Raw genomic sequence first — 16,078 nt, 5'->3', positions numbered from 1 at the left:
CTACTTTTTAACATTCATATAACAACGGTAAGTATAATGCTTGTTTAGGAGATGATCTAATGAAGAAACTCGTTTTGATTAGAAATTGTCAAGCTGAAGGGCGGCATCGGGACTCGCCATTAACGAATCATGGAGTCAATCAAGCACACCGACTCGCCGAGTATTTTGAACAACATCATTATCAAATCGACAAAATCTTTTCTAGTCCTTATATGCGCTCACTTGAAACAGTCAGACCTTACTCCAGAAAAACTGGAATTAAGATTGAGGTCGATCAGCGATTAACAGAACGTGTTTTAAGTGCTGAACCTGTGGAAGATCGGTTAGAGGCGATCGATATTTCTTTTGAAGATATGGACTATGCCTTGCCGGGTGGCGAATCTTCTAATGAAGCATTAAGCCGTGTTTTAGAATTAATTGAAGAAATTAAGCAATCTGACAGTGAAACAGTTGCTCTAGTGACTCATGGTAATTTACTGATGATTCTCTTGACACATTTTGATAATAATTATGGCTTTAAGCAATGGCGTTTATTAAAGAAACCAGATGTGTTTGTGATCGAGCATGATCAGGATTTTCATCAACTTGAACATATTTGGTAAGCGTTACTTTTGAATCGTTTGGGGGAGGAAAGAAAATGGCATTTGTCATAACATCAGCATGTATTGGAGAAAAGCATGGTGATTGTGCAGAAGTTTGTCCAGTAGATTGTATCGAAGAAGGGGAAGAGATGTTTTTTATTGACCCTGATATTTGTATTGACTGTGGTGCTTGTGAAGCGGTATGCCCAGTTACAGCAATCTTTATGGAAGATGAAGTACCAGATGAAGAGCACGAATATATTGAATTAAATCGTCGCTTCTTTGAAGAAAAATAAGATGAATGATCAAACCGTTACCTGAAAATAGGTGACGGTTTTTTAATGCATTACATCCTGTTTATTTACATGTATAATTGACCCATATAAATAGTCATTTTTTTTACTGGAGGTATTTTTATGTACTTACTAGATTTTTTCTCTACGATCTTTTCTGATCTGATTGAAGAACCAGTCTTAATCATTGGTTTAATCGCCATTTTATTGTTATTTTTTGTTCTACCTCTTAGTAAGTTATTGCTATCCTATCAAGAAACTCTATCAAGATCGAATTTGTTAATTGGCATAAGTGTTTGTTTAGTCGTGATATTAGTGATATCTGCAGTAATGATTCGTATCATCTATTATCCCCAAGGTCAATATTACAATCACGGTGGCCCCAAAGGAATGGTTTATCTGATCGTAACAACAATCGTCTCGTTGGTAGCTGGACTTAGTGCAATGTCACTTTATTTGAAATCTTCTATTCGACAGAAAACAGTAACACAATAAAAATAACGGTAATGATTTAACTGATCGCTTATCGATACCCATCATAACAATCGAGCAAACTTTTCATTAGTTAAGTGACTAAGAATAGGCCAACTGATTAGACTATCAAATATATATGTTATACACTTTAAAAAAGAGGAAAAGGAGTGATTACTATCGATGCATTTAACGAGTTTTTAACAAAAATTGATCATCCTAGTCAGCGCGAACGTATAGAGGAAGTATTAAGTTGGATTAGTGAGACTTTTCCACAACTAAACAAAGAAATTAAATGGAATCAACCGATGTTTATTGATCATGGCACATATATCATTGGATTTAGTTTAGCAAAACAACATCTGGCTGTCGCTCCTGAGGGTGTAACAATTGCTAAGTTCTCTGAACAGATTTCAAAGGCTGGATATACACACACCAAACAGCTATTCCGAATCGGTTGGGAGCAACCAGTCGATTACAATTTACTCAAAGAAATCATTCAGTTTAATATTGAAGATAAAGCCGATGCAACAAAATTCTGGCGTTAGTCACTTTTATAAGTCTAAATTCTCGATGTACAATCTGAGAATTTAGACTTTTTTATGTTAAAAATAAGAGAAAGTTTGTCTAAGTGTGAGAAATGTCACTGATTTTTAACTCAATATGTTCATAATAATTGTAGGTGATATTTATAGAAACGAAGAAGGGATTTTAGCTAATCATTAATAAACATTAGCTAAAATTTTTTCTGATTTTCATTGTGTCTTTAAGTTATTTTAAAAGGAGAATTTTATTATGAGTTCATATAAACCAGAGCTACAAGTTTCAGCTCGAAACCTTGAAGAAGTTAAGCGATTAGCTCATGCAGGTGCTGATGCAATTTTTGTTGGAAATCAGCAATTCGCAAATCGCCAACCTGGTGATTTTAGTTTAATCGAAATTAAAGAGGCAACAGAATGGCTTCATAGTCAAGGTAAAAAAATCTATGTAATGGTTAATGCGATCTATCATAACGAACACTTAGAATCATTACCGACATATTTAAAAGATTTAGAACAACTAAAGATTGATGGTATCGTTGCGGGTGATCAGTCGATTTATCAAATTTTGCGTGATATCAAATGTTCGCTCCCATTAACATGGGATCCTGAAACATTATCTACGAATTATCAAACGCTGAATTTTTGGGCTCAACGAGGTTTAAGTCGTGCGACATTATCAAACGAATTATCGCTCGATGCTGTAATTAAAATTAAAGAAAATGTTCACTTCCCAATTGAAATGCAAATTCATGGCATGACAAATATTTTCCACTCAAAACGAAAACTTGTCCGCAACTATTATGCTCAGATTGATGAGACTTACGATCGATCGAAAACCCGATTTATTAAAGAAAATCGAAAGCCTGAAACACATTATCCGATTTTTGAAGATCTCAACGGGACACATATTATGAGTAATGAAGATCTAGCAATGATTGAATATCTCGATCAAATTATTGACGCCAAAATTGATGGACTCTATATCGAGGGAATCTTGAAAACGATTGATTATAATGAAAAAATTGTTGCACTTTATCGTGAAGCTATTGATACTTATTTAGCTGATCCTGCTGCGTTTGAAACAAAAAAGACAGCATTCAAACAAATGATTGCTGATACTCAACCAGATGATCGTCAATTAAATACAGGATTTTATTTTAAAGAACAGATTTATTAATCAGAGGAGTAAACATAAATGACTACAAGAACGAGAACAAAACCAGAATTGCTTGCACCAGCAGGTAATCTAGAAAAACTTAAATTTGCAATCCACTACGGTGCCGATGCGGTCTACATCGGTGGCCAACAATTTGGACTCCGCTCAAATGCGGGAAACTTTTCATATGACGAAATGCGTGAAGGGGTTGCGTTTGCTAATAAATACAATGCTAAAGTCTATGTTGCTGCCAACATCATCGCACACAATGAGAATTTAGAGGGATTACATGAGTTTTTTAAAGAATTGTATGAGATAGGCATTTCAGGAGTCATCGTCGCTGATCCAGCTTTAATCCAAGCGAGTCGAGAAGCAGCACCTGATTTAGAAGTCCATATTAGTACGCAAGCATCTGTCGCCAACTGGAAAACGGCTGAATTTTGGAAAAATGAAGGTCTGCCACGTGTTGTTTTGGCTAGAGAAGTTTCCGTTGAAGAAATTCGTAAAATAAAAGAAAAAGTCGATATTGAAATTGAAGCATTTATTCATGGTGCGATGTGTATTTCTTATTCAGGCCGTTGTGTGTTATCAAACCATATGTCTGCAAGAGATGCGAATAGGGGAGGATGTGCCCAATCTTGTCGGTGGAAATATGATTTATTTGAGGACGGAACGGATGGAACAGTTGCAGTCTCAGATGAATCTGATGAACAATATACGATGAGTTCACAAGACTTAAGCATGGTAGAGCACTTACCAGATTTAATCGAAGCAGGAGTCGATTCATTAAAAATTGAAGGACGCATGAAAAGTATTCATTACGTTGCGACCGTTGTAAACGTTTATCGAAAAATTATTGACACTTATTTTGAAGATCCAGAAAACTATCAAATTCAGCAAGAGTGGATTGATGAGATTTGGAAAGCAGCTCAACGTTCTTTAACAAGTGGATTTTATTATGATGAACCAACTGAAAAAGACCAATTATTTGGTCGACCAAATCGAATTCCTAAATATGATTTTGCTGGACTCGTATTAGATTATGATGAAGAGACTCAAATGGCAACGATCCAACAGAGAAATAACTTCGGTGTTGGAGATGAAGTTGAATTCTTTGGACCAAACTTTTATCATTTCAAACAAACGATTACTGCGATTTGGGATGAAAATGACGAACCAATTGAGCGTGCTAAACATGCGATGATGATTACGAAAGTTAAAGTAGATCAGCCAGTAGAGAAATTCAATATGATGCGTAAAGGGAAATAATATTTTAATAAAAGACAGTGAATTTGCTTGGTTTAGCTAACAAATTCACTGTCTTTTTCTAATTCTAGATTGAAATTAGTCAAAATTATGACTTCTTTTTTTAATTTTTTGAGGTAGAATGTAAACATATAGAAAGTTAACATCGTGAAATTGATCATCATTTTTTGCACTTACATATACTCTACGTAATCTTGTTAATGTAAGCTGGAAGACGTCAGCAAGCTTGAATTGTTCAGCGGTAATACTGGTGAAGCTTTAATAATTACTGATCAAACAGAGGTAGAGCAAATTGTCTCAATTTAAATGGAATTACTTCCCAAAATAGTAAGCCGAGTTTATTTCATCTTGGTTACGGCTACAAGTTTACAATTTATAATAAAAATAACAAAGTCGAGCTCTATTTAATGATTAATGGTGATGACACGATCAGATACCGAGGCTTTTTTTACACCGCTAAAGAAAGTAAAATCAACATTGATGCCATCGATCGTCTTTTTGAAGATTGAAGTTAATTAAATGAAGAATGGGGTATTGAATTTGAATTTTTCATTATTACAAATTGATCATGTTTTATTAGCTGCACCGAGAGGATCTGAAAATCTCGCAAGAACATTTTACGCCGATGTTTTAGGCCTGAAAGAAATAGAAAAACCACCAATGTTAAAAAAGCGAGGTGGTGTCTGGTTTGAACTTGGCAATCAACAACTTCATATTGGGATTGAAGAGCCATTTTTGCCAGCCAAAAAAGCGCATCCAGCATTTGAAGTAAGTGATATTGAAGCACTAAAACAACATTTAACCGACAAAAAAGTTATTTATCAACTCGATAATGATTTGCCAGGAGTCAAGAGGATTTTTATTGATGATCCATTTGGAAATCGAATTGAGTTATTAGAAAAAGAATAGGGGGCTATTTTATTGAAGTTCATAGAAATAATGAAACAAAATAAACCTGCAATACAAGAACTATCGAATTTAGCAACTACTATTTTAAAAGAACATTATGATCCAATTATCGGAGCAAGACAGAATGATTATATGATCAAGAAATTTCAATCAGTTGATGCGCTAACTAAGCAATTTGAGCAAAATTATCACTACTATTTTGTCTGTGACGAAGTTGATGAAAAAGTTGGGTTTGTCGGTTATTATCCAAGAGAAAATGATCTCTATTTGAGTAAGTTTTATCTAAAAAAGAACCATCGAGGTAAGGGGATTGCTAAGGAAATGTTTGAATTCATTAAAAATCAAGCAAAGCAGTTAGATTACTCTACAATTGTACTTAATGTTAATAAAAATAATGCGGTTGCAATTCGAGCATATGAGAAACTTGGCATGATTAAAATCGATCAAGAGAAAATCGATATTGGTAATAGTTATTATATGGACGATTATGTTTATCAATATTTAATTAAGTAGAATACTGGATAAATCTAAAAAGGATCAGCTAATTTATCTGTACAATCCAATACATGAGGGCTAAATTATTGATTAAATATTAGTAATAATTTCACACCATTCATCGATGAAAAATGTCTATTGTTATATCGAAAATGTCTTGTTTATGTAAGCGTTTTAGAATTACAATGCTAGTATAGGAAATTTCTAAAAATGCGTTATTTACTTAAAGTTTTAAGAGCTTTACCCTAAAATTATAAATGGTGGTGTTTATTGATGAAAAAGCAAGGATTTAACCCTTATCTGCCATCATGGGAGTACATTCCAGATGCAGAACCTTACGTATTTGATGGTCGTGTTTATATTTATGGATCTCATGACAAATTCAACGGCGAAGTTTATTGTCTTAATGACTACGTGACATGGTCAGCACCAGTTGACGATTTAACTGACTGGCGTTATGAAGGTGTGATTTATAAAAAGACGGATGATCCGATCAATCCTGACGGAAGCATGTGTCTTTATGCACCTGATGTGACAGTAGGGCCAGATGGACGTTATTACCTATATTATAATTTAGATAAAACTCCACTTGTTTCAGTAGCGGTTTCTGATTCACCAGCTGGTAAGTTTGAGTTCTATGGCTATGTCCAAGATAAAGAGGGAAATCGTCTAGGAGAGAGACCAGGAGATGAGCCACAGTTTGATCCAGGCGTATTAACTGAGGGTGACAAAACACTCTTATTAACAGGTTTTTGTGCAGTTGGCGATAAGTCACGTACAGGTGCGATGGCAACAGTCCTTGGACCTGATATGATTACGATTGTAGAAGAAACAGTGACAGTATTACCAAGTGAACCATACGCTAAAGGCAGTGGTTTTGAAGGACATGAGTTTTTTGAGGCGCCATCACCAAGAAAAATTGGCGATACGTATTACATTATCTATTCTTCAACTGTTTTCCATGAACTTTGCTATGCGACAAGCAAGCACCCAACAAAAGGATATGAGTTCCAAGGTGTGATTGTAAGTAATAATGATATGCACATTGATACGTATAAACCTGCTAATAAACCAATGGCTTATGGCGGAAATAACCACGGTAGTATTGTTGAAATTGAAGGAAATTGGTATATTTTCTACCACAGACATTCAAATGGACAAAACTTTAGTCGTCAAGCATGTATGGAGCCAATTAAAGTTTTAGAAGATGGATCAATTCCACAGGTAGAGATCACATCTTGTGGATCTAACGGCGGACCGTTAGAGGGACGGGGAGAGTATCCAACTTATATTGCTTGCCACTTATTTCATAAAGATGGACAAGCTTATTCTGGTGATTTAGGAATGGACACACAATTCCCAATCATTACACAAGAGGGTAAAGATGGCGATGAAGAGATTGGATACATTCGAAATATGACTGATTCTTCAACGGCAGGATTTAAGTATTTTGACATTCAAGATGTAACAAAGTTCAGCATCAAATATCGGGGCTATGGCAATGGTCATTTTGAGGTGAAGACATCATGGGATGGCGAAGCACTTGCAACATTCCCAGTAAGTAATAAAAATATCTGGACTGAAGTGGAATCTGATATTAATATTCCAAATGGCATTCACTCAATTTATATCACGTATAGAGGTCATGGTAGACCAAGTTTAGCTTCATTTACTTTAGCTTAATACCAATATTAAAATCCTTACTCAACAATTCAAGTGAGTAAGGATTTTTTAAATCGGTTCGCCATTTAAATGAGAGTTTTGCATAGCAAATATAATGATGATCACGTATAAGTGAAAATATCAGAGTTTCTAGCGAGCATTTTAAGCTAATTAGATTAATTTTATGGGCAGTTGTTCATCTAATTGCGTAAAAATAGCAGCTATAATGAAGGTGCAGATAGATTTGATTAATAAAAGCTGTGAATATTCAGGAATTAGCTGACACTCACAATTTAATATAATTAAGTCACTATTTACACACAACTTCAGATAATATATATTATGTTCGGGGCGTTATATGAGAAAAGAAGAATTAAAGCTTTTCAATACGATGTTTATTGCTTTTCTTCTTAAGTGAGTTAAAATCAATAAAATTAACACTATATTCTAACACATCATTGACACTTAATTTGTGTTCTTTTGCAAAAGCCTTCACCTCAACTAACAACTCTTCATCATATGTTGTTTTATATTGAATACGATCTTTTGGACGAGACTTTTTATCAAACTGGATAACTCCTTGTGCTAAAACAACTCGTAATCCAGATTCTAATAAATAATTTACATGTGTGTCATGTTGAGCAGCCATTATATTTAATTGATCAATAATCGATTTGCTCACATTTGTTCTAAATTTTACTCTTGATTTATCAGTAGTATGAATTAGTTTTCCGTTTACTAGTATCCACATATTCTGACTCCTTTATTTTGTATTTTCGAATGTATCCTTAAGTTATCTTCCTTATAGGAATCATAATGTTCTATCGCATCATTATAAATAATATCTGCTAGTTGAGGAAGAACCGTTTTTCCTTTAACCCAAACTCGGAAAATTGGATTTCCAGCTCGAGTCACTTCCTCTGTTATTTCGCTGCGTAGTTTCCATGTTTGAAAAACGAATAAAAGTCCTTCAGCAAAAGCTCGGCTTGCCGTAGTAACATTCATCACATACCCTTTCTTTTGAACCCATCCATCACCGTCAACAACTCCTCTAATAAAAGAAGAAAGGAACTCATCAGGTACACTAGGGAATTGTACGGTTAATGATTTATTAGGCAATACCCCTAAATTCATCAAATCATATTTAATTTCTTTTGAGTTAATATTTAGTGTTGCTGTAGTTCTCGTTTTGTAGCTTTTCATTAAAATGTAATCTGCAATCATATATTTAGCTACTAGGTGAAGTATTGTTTGATTTTTTTGGGTTAGTGAAACCCTGGATATACTCTTATTTACACAACCATCTGTTATAAATAATCCCAAAATCCATGCCATTTCATGTGACCATGTTTTAAAGAAATTTTCATTAATTTTATGCTTTCTGGGTTGCCCTGAAGATTGTTCCCTGTTCATTTTAACTCCATGTTTATACATTACATTACGAATAGCGCGATCAGATATACCGATACGTGAAACCATTTTTTAAAAAGGCATACCACTTTTATACATCTGAATGATATCTTCGTCTGTAATTCCCGGAATTCTAGGCATTTTTTTCTCCTTTCATTTGTATACTTTCTCTCATTATACAAACAATTGTTCTTGTATTCAATGAAAAACCTCTAATCATTCATCAATAATGCGATATAAAACTGAAAATTATTTTATTTAAGCTTTATATTCCATAAGCTTTTCGCCATTGTTTGGATCAATCATTCCATTGATACGAAAGCCAATTTTTTCGTATAAATATAGTGCCTTTTCATTTGTTGGATCAATGCTTAATACAATAATATCTGGATTCCATTTTTCCTTAATCATCATTAGTAACTTATTTAAAAGTGGTTTACTATGTCCTTTTCCTTGGAATATCTCATCAATCATAAATCGATCTAACCAAATATACTTTTCTTCAGCATTATATGCCCCTATCATTGCAAAACCAATCAGGGTTTCATCACTATATAATGCATACGGTAACCGGTGTTTGTCAACATAGTTGTCGCATTTAGCTGCTTTTATATTCGACAAATTCCATTTCACTCTACTATTAAGCTTTGTTCATACTAAGCTACCGCGCTTCGCTTGCTTGCTATTGATTTGAAGTGAAAGGAAGGGCATTCTTTCACTTCAAATCAATAGTTTAATCGTTTATCTACATACATGATTTTCCCTTCGACACGCATGGGATTAAGTGCTACTTGATCATGAGGTGTCCAATTCCTTGTATTACTTGCCCAACGCTCTGGATGTCTTTCTTTCGCCTCTTGATACACCTTTTCGCGTTTTTTCAACACCTCTATATGGCTTCCAGTGTGACACTGAACTGGTGTCACAAATTTCAGTCCACTATGTAAATGAATCTCATTATACCAATGGACAAATTCTCCCGACCATTGACGTGCTTCTTCTAATGTCGCAAAACCTTTGTGCGGATAATTTGGTCGATATTTAAGCGTACGAAACATCGCCTCCGAATATGGATTGTCATTACCCCCCTCTGTTAGGATAGATGTCGTACAAGGCTAACGTGCTATAATAAAACAAACAACACGGAGGTCGATTGTTATGACGAAAGGAAAAAGAAGACAATATACTACTGAACAAAAATCAAATATTATAAAACGTATGATGCCACCAAACAATGAATCAGTTGTGATTATTTCACGGGAAGAAAGGATACCAGAAGCAACATTATATAAATGGCGTAAGGATGCACGTATTGCTGGAAGTCCTACACCAGGAAACGGGCAAACAAGTGATAAATGGTGTAGTCAGGATAAATTTTTAGTGGTTATGGAGACATTTTCTATGAATGAGTTTGATCTTGCTGAATATTGCCGTAAAAAAGGATTATATCGCGCACAAATTATTGCTTGGAGAGAAGTTTGCCTACAGGCAAACGGTCAATCTTTTAATCAAACAAAACAACTAAATTCAGAGTTGAAGAATGAGAGAAATCGTGCAAAAGAATTAGAAAGGGATCTCCAAAAGAAAGAAAAGGCACTCGCTGAAGCAGCAGCATTACTTCTTTTGCGAAAAAAGGCCCAAGCGATTTGGGGGGAAGACGAGGACGTATGATTGACCCGTCAAATCGCGTACTAGCTGTGGAATTAATTCAAGAGGCAAACAAAAATGGTGCACGATTGGCGAAAGCTTGTCAGGAGTTAAGTATTAGTGTTCGAACATATGAAAGGTGGGTGGCCGATGGTGGCGTGAAAGTGGATCAACGCCCGTTATCTCAACGTCCTACACCGAAAAACAAGTTGTCGCAAAAGGAAAAAGATGAAATTATTACTATCGTTAAAAAAGAAGAATATGTCGACTTACCACCAACTCAAATCGTTCCAAAACTTGCAGATCAAGGTACGTATATTGCCTCAGAATCAACATTTTATCGTGTATTACGTGAGGAAAAAATGCAGAATCACCGTGGGCGTAGCCAAAGATCGGAACGAAGAATTCCAGAAAGCCATCTAGCGACGTCTCCTAATCAAGTATGGACATGGGATATTACATGGTTAGGAGGACCAGTAAAAGGCTTATATTATCGGCTTTATTTGATTCTTGATTTATTTAGTAGAAAAGTAGTCGGGTGGGAAGTCTGGGAAACTGAGGAAGCGAAATATGCAGAAACTTTAGTAAAAAAATCAGTCTTAAGCGAAAAAATTCAAGGTGCACCGTTGGTTTTACATTCCGATAATGGAAGTCCAATGAAAGCAACGACATTTCTAGGACTATTAGAAAAGTTGGGCATTCAGAGTTCCTTTTCAAGGCCACGAGTGAGTAACGGTGTTTGTCAAGATAGTTGTCGCATTTTCTTTATTTACTAGTGTAATAGTTTTAGAGCTACTACCGCGCTTCGCTTGGTGGCCTTCTCATCAAAGAACAGAATTTCATTCTGTTCTTTGATGAGAAGGGTAAAGGGAGTTCAAGCTTGGTCGCAGTGAGGTTATTTTATTCCATTCATTTCTAACTCGTCCTTCATTGGATTTAAAGCGACTGAATCATGTGCACTCCAGTCTCTAGTTGAGCGTGTCCAACGTTCTGGATGCTTTTGTTTTGCTAGTTCATAAACCTCTTTGCGTTTTTCCAGTATTTCAATATGGGCACCTGTGTGGCATTGTTCTGGTGTCACAAAATTGATGCCACTGTGTAAATGGATACAGTTATACCAATCTACAAATTTTAATGCCCATTCTCGCGCAACCTCAAGCGTTTCAAATCCATTATACGGGAATTCAGGCCTATATTTGAGAGTCCGAAACATGGCCTCAGAGTAAGGATTATCATTACTAACTCTAGGTCTTGAATAAGAGCTTTGAATCCCTAGTTTTTCAAGTAATACCTGAAATGTTGCTGCCTTCATGGGACTGCCATTGTCGGAATGTAAAACGAGTGGTCCTCCCTGAATTTTCTCATTAATAATCGTCTTTTTCATTAACTCCTCAGCGTGTTTTGCTTCTTCTGTTTCCCAAATCTCCCAACCTACTATTTTTCTACTAAAAATATCGATAATTAAATAAAGACGGTAAAACATGCCTTTCACTGGCCCTTTTAACCATGTAATATCCCAAGTCCATACCTGGTTTGGCGCTGTTGCTAAATGGCTTTCTGGTAGTCTGCGTTCAGGTCTTTTACTTCTCCCTCTATGATTCTGCATTTTATGTTCACGAAGTACCCTATAAAAGCTAGATTCAGAGGCAATATAAATACGTTGATCAGCTAGCTTTGGCACAATTTGGGTGGGAGGCAAATCTATAAATTCTTCCTTTTTGACGATCTTCAGTATCTCTTGTTTTTCCTCCACCGTTAATTTGTTTTTCGGCTCTGGGCGCAATGCCATAGGACGCCCGTCTTCCTTAATTCCACCCTCCGAAACCCAACGTTCATACGTGCGCACACTAATATTTAATTCCTTGCACGCTAGGGATAATCGCGCACCATTTTGATTTGCTTCTTGGATGAGTTCAACTGCTAGTGCGCGATCTGATGGGCTGATCATTCGTCCTCTTGGTCCCCCCAGATCGCTTGGACCTTTTTTCTTAATAGTAGTAAGGCCGCAGCTTCTGCCAATGCTTTCTCTTTTTTTCGTAAGTCTTTTTCTAGTGTTTTCCCTCTCTTTTTCTCCTCTTTTAATTCTTTATTCAATTGCTTTGATTGACTAGATTCGTGACTATTTGCATGTAAGCAAGAATCCCGCCATGCTTCAATTTGTTCTTTATACAGTCCCTTTTTACGACAATACTCCGCTAACTCAGCACTATTCATAGCGTATGTTTCCATCACCACAAGAAACTTATCTTCACTGCTCCATTGCTCAGAAACTTTCCCATCCCCAGGTGTTGGATTCCCAGCTAATCTAGCTTCTTTTCTCCAATTATAAAGGGTGGGTTCACTAATCCCAAACTCATCACTTAACTGAGATACAGATTCATTATTAGGGGGCATCATTCTTTTAACAACTGATGCTTTCATTTCTTTTGAATATCATTTACCATTATTATTTTTCATGTCGATTTACCTCCGTGTAATAATTAAACTATACACTAAAGTTCCCTACGACATCTATCCTAACAGAGGGGGTGTTTTAGATTTAGTGGATAAATTACAAAAAGCGTCTCAAAGAGGGACGCTTGCACGTACACGAAAGAGCATCTTAAAAAGCGATTGTCTCATCTTGGATGAATTAGGTTACTTGCCAATAGATAAAGAAGGATCAGAGCTGTTATTCCACCTTATTTCTGATTTTTATGAGGAACGCAGCTTGATTGTGACGACCAATTTAGAATTCAGCTCATGGAATAAAGTATTTCAGGACTCCAGATTAACGAGTGCCTTAGTTGATCGCTTAATTCATCACGCTCATATTTTCTCGTTTTCTGGTAAAAGTTACCGCTTCACGAACGCATTATCGCAACACAAAAACTAAATAAAACGGTGCAGCAAAGGTATGGAAAAAATTCCTGCTCTTATGGATTTTTTTCTTGCAAAATACACTTGACATAAGAGTATAGTTTGATATAATAAAAAATGTGAAATAATTCACAAATATTGACGAAAGGATATATAATTATGACCAAATTATTAGTAGTAAAAGCACACCCATTAAATGCTGATCAATCTACTTCAGTTCAAATCTTAGATGTATTTGTTGAAAAATACAAAGAAACACATCCAGATGATGAAATTCAATATATTGATGTATTTAACGATGACATTCCGGAGCTGGATGAGGATATCTTAACAAGTATTATAGCATTAAAAGAAGGAAAAACATTTCCAGAGTTGACTGATGCTCAGCAAAAGAAAATGACACGAATGAATGAGTTAACACAACAGTATATAGATGTGGACAAAATAGTTGTAGCAAATGCATTATGGAATTTAGGTATTCCAAGCCATTTAAAATCGTGGATAGATAATATTTGTGTTTCTGGAGTAACTTTTAGGTATACAGAAACGGGTGCAGAGGCTCTAGCACATGGAAAGAAAGCTCTCCATATCCAATCAAACGGTGGGTATTTTGGTGGGAAAGATTTTTCCGCACAATTTTTAAAAGGGATTTTCCAGTTTGTTGGAGTTGAAGATTACGAGCAATTATTTATTGAAGGTATCGATTTTGCTCCGTCCAAAAGAGAAGAAATTCTGGAAGAGGCTGAGAAAAAAGCAAGACTTATCGCTGAGATATTCTAATTTAGTAAGTTAAGACTTGTTTGGTATAGTTGGGTAGCCAAACCTATTTAACCAGCTCTTCCGGCTCATTACGACCGAGAGAAAACAGTAATCGAATTTAAGTATCATTACGAATCGACTGAACGTGTCTGTAGAGTAAATCTGTAAAATGTATAGCCAAAAGTAGCAAATAGAATTATTTTTTAAGTACATCAAGCAACATATACCACTAAGAAAAAATCGAAAATCTAAAGATGGAGCTGAAAACTAAGTCATTCTAACCATGATTGTGTACGAATTGACTTTACTGATGAAACCAGAACTCGGCTTAAATGTAGAAAAGCATTCTATACCGATAAAAAAGAGGTAAAAAAGCTCGGGCAAAGCCCGAGCCCTTTTAGTTCCCGCTTAGCTTTTTCTTTTGAGGTGCCTATTGTCATAAGTGATTCCTTGTAACCCTTCATAATACAAAGGGACCATTGAACCATCACATTGTTCGCAACTGAATCGTGGGGGATCCATCGGATCTCCACTATCCATAAAATCTAATTGTTTGACGACATCTTTTGGTATTTTTTCTGTTACTTTACACTTCTGGCAGATAAATGCTATGTTGTTTTCTTTCGATTGCTTTTGCGAGTGCGTCCCAACTGAACCCATATTCCTTAATAGCTTCTCTCGTTGCTTCTTTTTTCTTAACTTTATACGCCTTTGATTCAATTTTATCAATCTCCCGTCGTATGTATTGGTGTGCTTCTTTATCGTTCGCATATGCCACTTCTAAACTTCCGTTTTTGCGCACAGCTATCCCTCTGAACTCTAAGTAGTTCCCGCATTCCGAACATTCCAATGGATCCCTATCAAAGGTTTCTTTTATTTGCTCTCGCCACTTTTTTCCTTTTATTATCTTTTGCGCATTTATCAATAATCGTTTTATCTCTTTTTGGAAATGTTCAACAACTTTTTTCATGACCTTCTTTGTTCGACGAGAATAGATGCCATAGTGACGAATCATTTTAAATTGGTCATCGGGAATATGACGAATCAATCGTCCAATAAAATCCTCTACAGAAAGTTCTTCTATCTTCCACTCGCCATCACGCTTATCTTGATAAGCAAAGGCCACAAGCTCTCCATCATACATTTTTATGCGATGTAAGGCGATTGGTCCTCGCTTCATATACCGACCAATGTAGCTTAGAGTAGCTTTTACATCTGTTCGACTTTGATTTGGCGCATGGATGTAGAATCCGTCCGGATTATTTTTGAAGGCAGCTTGAAGCAAGGGTTGCACTTTCGCTTTCGCTCGTTGCGACAATGTGCGTCGAATCAATTTTAAAACCACTGTCTGCCAAACCTTGCGTAATTTTACAAAGGGTAAAAAATTATACTCTTCCCATTTCCCATCTTTTGTAATGCCACCCATCGTTACTAAAAGATGGACATGCGGATTGAATTCTAACTTTGATCCGAAGGTATGCAAAGCGACGATAGCTCCAGCTTCTTGTTTACGAAAACAGTTTGTGACAACCTTAGCGGCTTCATCCATCAATCCCTTTAACAAAGTTTCTCGATACTGATGATGCGCGAAAATCGGACGCAACCCTTCATCTATTGTTAGGATGACATGTCTATGCATGGTGTGATACATATCGTTTGCTTGAACCTCTGCCCACTTTTGTGCTTCACCAACCGCACAGGTTGGACAAAACTTTCCCTTGCATCGAATAGGGAATCTCTGCACGTTAGGACAAGCTTCGCACTTAAACACGCGAAAACCATTCAATAAATCGCCACAGTGCAAAAACTTTTCTACCTCTCTAATAACGATTGGCCGAATCTTTTTCTTATGTTTCTTTTTGAATCTTTCCCAATTGTGATTATCAAGGAAGATTGCTTTTAGTTGATCCATATGAATACGAAGTTTATCTTTCATATAATCAAACCTTTACCGTTTAATATAGTTTCACTGTACCCAAACTATCCTTGTCACGTCAACTCTTATCCACATTAAAATCTTATACTTTC

The 16,078-nt window shown here is 35.9% G+C and carries 17 protein-coding genes and 2 pseudogenes; 13 read left to right on the top strand and 6 right to left on the bottom strand.

The genetic code is table 11. The annotated features are described in order from the left end of the window. Positions 1 to 59: 59 nt before the first annotated feature. The 9 genes from ABD814_RS08205 to ABD814_RS08165 all read left to right on the top strand — a co-directional run bounded on the left by ABD814_RS08205 (position 60) and on the right by ABD814_RS08165 (position 7,396). Positions 60 to 602, top strand: a complete 543-nt coding sequence (locus tag ABD814_RS08205) for a histidine phosphatase family protein (RefSeq protein ID WP_344912078.1) — start codon at positions 60 to 62, stop codon at positions 600 to 602. A gap of 35 nt (positions 603 to 637) precedes the next feature. After that, positions 638 to 877 (top strand): ferredoxin family protein, encoded by a 240-nt coding sequence (locus ABD814_RS08200; RefSeq protein WP_344912076.1) that lies wholly within the window; start codon positions 638 to 640, stop codon positions 875 to 877. Between the two features lie 120 nt (positions 878 to 997). Then, on the top strand, positions 998 to 1,369 hold the full coding sequence (locus ABD814_RS08195) for a hypothetical protein (RefSeq protein ID WP_344912074.1): 372 nt from the start codon (positions 998 to 1,000) through the stop codon (positions 1,367 to 1,369). A 155-nt stretch (positions 1,370 to 1,524) separates the two neighbouring features. Beyond that, a complete protein-coding gene (locus tag ABD814_RS08190) occupies positions 1,525 to 1,893 on the top strand; it encodes an iron chaperone (protein ID WP_344912196.1) in 369 nt (122 codons plus the stop codon). A gap of 247 nt (positions 1,894 to 2,140) precedes the next feature. Beyond that, complete coding sequence (locus ABD814_RS08185) at positions 2,141 to 3,064, top strand: peptidase U32 family protein (protein ID WP_344912072.1); 924 nt, start codon at positions 2,141 to 2,143, stop codon at positions 3,062 to 3,064. Between the two features lie 18 nt (positions 3,065 to 3,082). Continuing rightward, positions 3,083 to 4,312, top strand: coding sequence for a peptidase U32 family protein (locus tag ABD814_RS08180; protein ID WP_344912070.1), 1,230 nt, complete (start codon positions 3,083 to 3,085; stop codon positions 4,310 to 4,312). Between the two features lie 537 nt (positions 4,313 to 4,849). Further along, positions 4,850 to 5,218 carry a VOC family protein gene (locus tag ABD814_RS08175; RefSeq protein WP_344912068.1) on the top strand — a complete coding sequence of 123 codons (369 nt, stop codon included), beginning with the start codon at positions 4,850 to 4,852 and terminating at the stop codon, positions 5,216 to 5,218. A gap of 12 nt (positions 5,219 to 5,230) precedes the next feature. Further along, positions 5,231 to 5,731: a GNAT family N-acetyltransferase gene (locus ABD814_RS08170; protein WP_344912065.1), complete on the top strand. Its 501-nt coding sequence runs from the start codon at positions 5,231 to 5,233 to the stop codon at positions 5,729 to 5,731. A 255-nt stretch (positions 5,732 to 5,986) separates the two neighbouring features. Further along, positions 5,987 to 7,396 (top strand): family 43 glycosylhydrolase, encoded by a 1,410-nt coding sequence (locus ABD814_RS08165; RefSeq protein ID WP_344912063.1) that lies wholly within the window; start codon positions 5,987 to 5,989, stop codon positions 7,394 to 7,396. A gap of 352 nt (positions 7,397 to 7,748) precedes the next feature. On the opposite strand, the gene ABD814_RS08160 is transcribed toward ABD814_RS08165, so the two are convergent. The 4 genes from ABD814_RS08160 to ABD814_RS08145 all read right to left on the bottom strand — a co-directional run bounded on the left by ABD814_RS08160 (position 7,749) and on the right by ABD814_RS08145 (position 9,885). Continuing rightward, positions 7,749 to 8,126, bottom strand: a complete 378-nt coding sequence (locus ABD814_RS08160) for an rRNA methyltransferase (RefSeq protein WP_344912061.1) — start codon at positions 8,124 to 8,126, stop codon at positions 7,749 to 7,751. Then, positions 8,114 to 8,788: an LAGLIDADG family homing endonuclease gene (locus ABD814_RS08155; protein WP_344912059.1), complete on the bottom strand. Its 675-nt coding sequence runs from the start codon at positions 8,786 to 8,788 to the stop codon at positions 8,114 to 8,116. Before ABD814_RS08155 ends, ABD814_RS08160 begins: the two co-directional genes overlap by 13 nt. Positions 8,789 to 9,043: 255 nt before the next feature. Further along, positions 9,044 to 9,406, bottom strand: a complete 363-nt coding sequence (locus ABD814_RS08150; protein ID WP_344912057.1) for a GNAT family N-acetyltransferase — start codon at positions 9,404 to 9,406, stop codon at positions 9,044 to 9,046. Positions 9,407 to 9,510: 104 nt separating this feature from the next. Beyond that, on the bottom strand, positions 9,511 to 9,885 hold the full coding sequence (locus ABD814_RS08145; protein WP_344912194.1) for an integrase core domain-containing protein: 375 nt from the start codon (positions 9,883 to 9,885) through the stop codon (positions 9,511 to 9,513). 58 nt (positions 9,886 to 9,943) lie between these two features. Between ABD814_RS08145 and ABD814_RS08140 the strand changes: the two genes are divergently transcribed. Then, a complete protein-coding gene (locus ABD814_RS08140) occupies positions 9,944 to 10,456 on the top strand; it encodes a transposase (RefSeq protein ID WP_344912055.1) in 513 nt (170 codons plus the stop codon). Beyond that, positions 10,453 to 11,208 carry a DDE-type integrase/transposase/recombinase gene (locus ABD814_RS08135; protein WP_344912053.1) on the top strand — a complete coding sequence of 252 codons (756 nt, stop codon included), beginning with the start codon at positions 10,453 to 10,455 and terminating at the stop codon, positions 11,206 to 11,208. Before ABD814_RS08140 ends, ABD814_RS08135 begins: the two co-directional genes overlap by 4 nt. A 119-nt stretch (positions 11,209 to 11,327) precedes the next feature. Here ABD814_RS08135 and ABD814_RS08130 read toward each other — a convergent pair. Next, positions 11,328 to 12,853, bottom strand: a pseudogene (locus ABD814_RS08130) (IS3 family transposase). Between the two features lie 109 nt (positions 12,854 to 12,962). Here ABD814_RS08130 and ABD814_RS08125 point away from each other — a divergent pair. Together ABD814_RS08125 and ABD814_RS08120 are read left to right on the top strand one after the other, a co-directional pair. Beyond that, positions 12,963 to 13,307, top strand: a pseudogene (locus tag ABD814_RS08125) (ATP-binding protein); the annotation flags it as partial. 143 nt (positions 13,308 to 13,450) lie between these two features. Beyond that, the gene (locus ABD814_RS08120; RefSeq protein WP_344912051.1) at positions 13,451 to 14,071 is read left to right on the top strand and encodes an FMN-dependent NADH-azoreductase; all 621 of its coding nucleotides are present in this window, start codon (positions 13,451 to 13,453) and stop codon (positions 14,069 to 14,071) included. 565 nt (positions 14,072 to 14,636) lie between these two features. On the opposite strand, the gene ABD814_RS08115 is transcribed toward ABD814_RS08120, so the two are convergent. After that, positions 14,637 to 15,968 (bottom strand): IS91 family transposase, encoded by a 1,332-nt coding sequence (locus tag ABD814_RS08115; protein WP_425549070.1) that lies wholly within the window; start codon positions 15,966 to 15,968, stop codon positions 14,637 to 14,639. Positions 15,969 to 16,078: the final 110 nt, after the last annotated feature.

The sequence above is a fragment of the Amphibacillus indicireducens genome (genome assembly GCF_039539605.1).
In the GTDB taxonomy this organism is placed as follows: Bacteria; Bacillota; Bacilli; order Bacillales; family Amphibacillaceae; genus Amphibacillus; species Amphibacillus indicireducens.
Note: the sequence above shows the minus strand (reverse complement) of the source record. Positions and strands in the feature narration are given on the sequence as shown.

What these genes read in the sequence shown, in the direction of transcription:
- ABD814_RS08205 (WP_344912078.1), top strand. Translation starts at nt 60, where the DNA reads ATGAAGAAACTCGTTTTGATTAGAAATTGTCAAGCTGAAGGGCGGCAT.
- ABD814_RS08200 (WP_344912076.1), top strand. Translation starts at nt 638, where the DNA reads ATGGCATTTGTCATAACATCAGCATGTATTGGAGAAAAGCATGGTGAT.
- ABD814_RS08195 (WP_344912074.1), top strand. Translation starts at nt 998, where the DNA reads ATGTACTTACTAGATTTTTTCTCTACGATCTTTTCTGATCTGATTGAA.
- ABD814_RS08185 (WP_344912072.1), top strand. Translation starts at nt 2,141, where the DNA reads ATGAGTTCATATAAACCAGAGCTACAAGTTTCAGCTCGAAACCTTGAA.
- ABD814_RS08180 (WP_344912070.1), top strand. Translation starts at nt 3,083, where the DNA reads ATGACTACAAGAACGAGAACAAAACCAGAATTGCTTGCACCAGCAGGT.
- ABD814_RS08165 (WP_344912063.1), top strand. Translation starts at nt 5,987, where the DNA reads ATGAAAAAGCAAGGATTTAACCCTTATCTGCCATCATGGGAGTACATT.
- ABD814_RS08160 (WP_344912061.1), bottom strand. Translation starts at nt 8,126, where the DNA reads ATGTGGATACTAGTAAACGGAAAACTAATTCATACTACTGATAAATCA.
- ABD814_RS08155 (WP_344912059.1), bottom strand. Translation starts at nt 8,788, where the DNA reads ATGAACAGGGAACAATCTTCAGGGCAACCCAGAAAGCATAAAATTAAT.
- ABD814_RS08140 (WP_344912055.1), top strand. Translation starts at nt 9,944, where the DNA reads ATGACGAAAGGAAAAAGAAGACAATATACTACTGAACAAAAATCAAAT.
- ABD814_RS08135 (WP_344912053.1), top strand. Translation starts at nt 10,453, where the DNA reads ATGATTGACCCGTCAAATCGCGTACTAGCTGTGGAATTAATTCAAGAG.
- ABD814_RS08120 (WP_344912051.1), top strand. Translation starts at nt 13,451, where the DNA reads ATGACCAAATTATTAGTAGTAAAAGCACACCCATTAAATGCTGATCAA.